We start from the raw sequence: 2,250 nt of genomic DNA, 5'->3' as shown, positions 1-2,250 counted from the left end.
TTTGAGGTTGCAGATAAAGTTGACGTGGTTTGAAGAGATTTTCGCAGAGTATTACTGTACTTTAAAGGTCTTGAGATAGCTGTCTTTTCCTACTTGACCTTCGAAGGTTCTACCATTTTCAAGGTAAGGAAGGTCATCTGATACTGAGGCCTTAACCTTGTAAATCTTGCCATCAACTTTAAAGAAGTAGACGGTGTCGCCCTTGATAACAGCTGATTTGAGGTCTGCTACTACTCCCTTGATGCTTTCTGTCGTTGCATTGTCAATTTCAAGGTCGTTTTTATTGGCATACTTGCTGAGCATCTCTTCCACTGTAGTAGCTACGATAACATTTTGGTACTCGACTGCGTCTACTAGAGCATACTCTTTGACCAAGCCAGCATTGTCCTTCAAACCCATGATGTAGAAAGGCTTGTCATTGAGGTTGATGAGGATTGGGAAGGTTGCTTTGTAGGATTTCTCCTGAACAGCACCTTCTGCTGATTCACGGGCTGATTCTTCTGTCGCAGAAGCCAAGCTATACTTAGTAATTTCTCCTGTTCGCATATTTTCAAGGATGAAACCAAGATTACTCTCATCCGCATTAGCCGACGTCACACCTGTGTAGAGATAGATGTCATTACCGATAGACAAGTAATTATAGCCATTGGTAGTCTGGGTCACGTTTTTCTTGGAAATCATGGCATTCAAGAAACCGTCCTTGTACTTGCCGTTGTAGTTGATTTGCTCAATGGTTTCCTCTGCTGGATAGATCCTATCCACCCATTCTGGAACATCTGATAAGCTGTATTCCTTGGTTTCTCCATTTGTAGCATCCAAGATAATGACTGAAGCAGGACGAGGAACCGCAAGTCCAAATTGCTTTTGGTAAACCGTTGCTACATAGAAAGGATTGCCCTCATCGTCCACCTCAAAAGATGGAGTTTTAAAGATTTTGGTCGGGTACTTCAAGCGCAGGTGACGTTTGACATCACGGTTAAAATACTCCGAGTCTGAATACTTGATTGGTGTCTTCAAGTCCACCAAATCCGCATTTCCAGTTACCATGTCCACCTTGATATACTCACCGATTCCCTTGGCTTGATTGTTAAACCATTTGATAGGGTCTGCATATTCTAGTGGTGTGACCCGATAAGGTTTCCCATCAATTGTCAATTGGGTATAGGTATCTGCCGCTACGTATTGCGACACCTTATCGGTTAGGGAACCCAAGTAGCGGTCTCCAATTTTTTCAGCAGTACTTCTATCTAGGATAGGAACCTTACTGGTGTCACTCTTAGGAAATTCAGTAAAGTCTTTTTCCGTAACCGTGACTACATTGGCATAATTTTTAGCCTGAAACATGCTGGAAGTTACCAAGGAAACCAAAGCTGCCAAGAGAAGAATTCCTCCAATCAAAGCTAACAGAATTTTCCCTAACCGATTGATTTTGAAACCCTCAAGATTTAAGGCAGCTTCCGCCTTACCGTGGCGCACATGAACCGTTTTGACCAGATTGATTCCCTTGCCAAAGCCAAATAAGATTGCTACAAGCAGCAAATGCCCACAGAGGAAAAAGAGAAATTCCCAGCTGGTCAGGTTAAGGGGCGGTAAAAAGATATACCAGGTCGTTGCGATAAAAATAAGTTCAAAGACTATTCGTTTCATTTGCTTTCCTCCTAAATTATTCGTCCTTCCAAGTGATCCAACTCATGCTGGCAAATCTGAGCTGGGAAGCCTGTCAAGGTAATGGTCTGTTCCTGCCACTTAATGTCTCGATAGGACACCGTTATGCTTTCATAACGCTTAGTTGATCTCACACCTACCAAGGACAAACAGCCTTCTTCTGCCTCATAGGATCCTTCAAAGGACAGAAGCACTGGGTTAAACATGACCACGGGAACCAAGCCAAGATTAAAGATAATCACGCGCTTTTGCACCCCAATCATATTGGCAGCTAGACCAATGCAGGTCTCACGATTTGCTAAGAGTGTATCCTGCAAATCTCTGGCAAGATAAAGGTCTTCCTGACTTGCCGGCTGAGATACCTGAGATAAAAACAAAATATCTTTTACAATTTTCTTTTCCACTTCCTCACACTCCTCTTGTTTTTTACTATATTATAACAATTATAGCACAAAAGCCGATAACTGCAAGCCCTTTCCCTCAACTGTAGCAAAAAGCCATCCGAAGATGACTTTTTTGCTACTTATACTCAATGAAAATCAAAAAGCAAACTAGGAAGCTAGCCACAGGTTGCTCAAAACACTG

Annotated in this window: 2 protein-coding genes; both read right to left on the bottom strand. The window is 42.4% G+C overall.

Annotated elements, in window-relative coordinates:
- Positions 1 to 51 precede the first annotated feature (51 nt).
- Positions 52 to 1,647, bottom strand: a complete 1,596-nt coding sequence (locus HT701_RS08950; protein ID WP_000822846.1) for a hypothetical protein — start codon at positions 1,645 to 1,647, stop codon at positions 52 to 54.
- A gap of 11 nt (positions 1,648 to 1,658) precedes the next feature.
- A complete protein-coding gene (locus tag HT701_RS08945; protein ID WP_050207907.1) occupies positions 1,659 to 2,069 on the bottom strand; it encodes a peptide deformylase in 411 nt (136 codons plus the stop codon).
- Positions 2,070 to 2,250 lie beyond the last annotated feature (181 nt).

The organism is Streptococcus sp. 10824 (genome assembly GCF_013276595.1).
Lineage (GTDB): Bacteria > Bacillota > Bacilli > Lactobacillales > Streptococcaceae > Streptococcus > Streptococcus pseudopneumoniae.
This window is presented reverse-complemented; position numbering and strand designations above follow the sequence as displayed.

Bases quoted from the DNA above. Each gene is read 5' to 3' on its own strand.
- HT701_RS08950 (WP_000822846.1), bottom strand. From the start codon at position 1,647: ATGAAACGAATAGTCTTTGAACTTATTTTTATCGCAACGACCTGGTAT.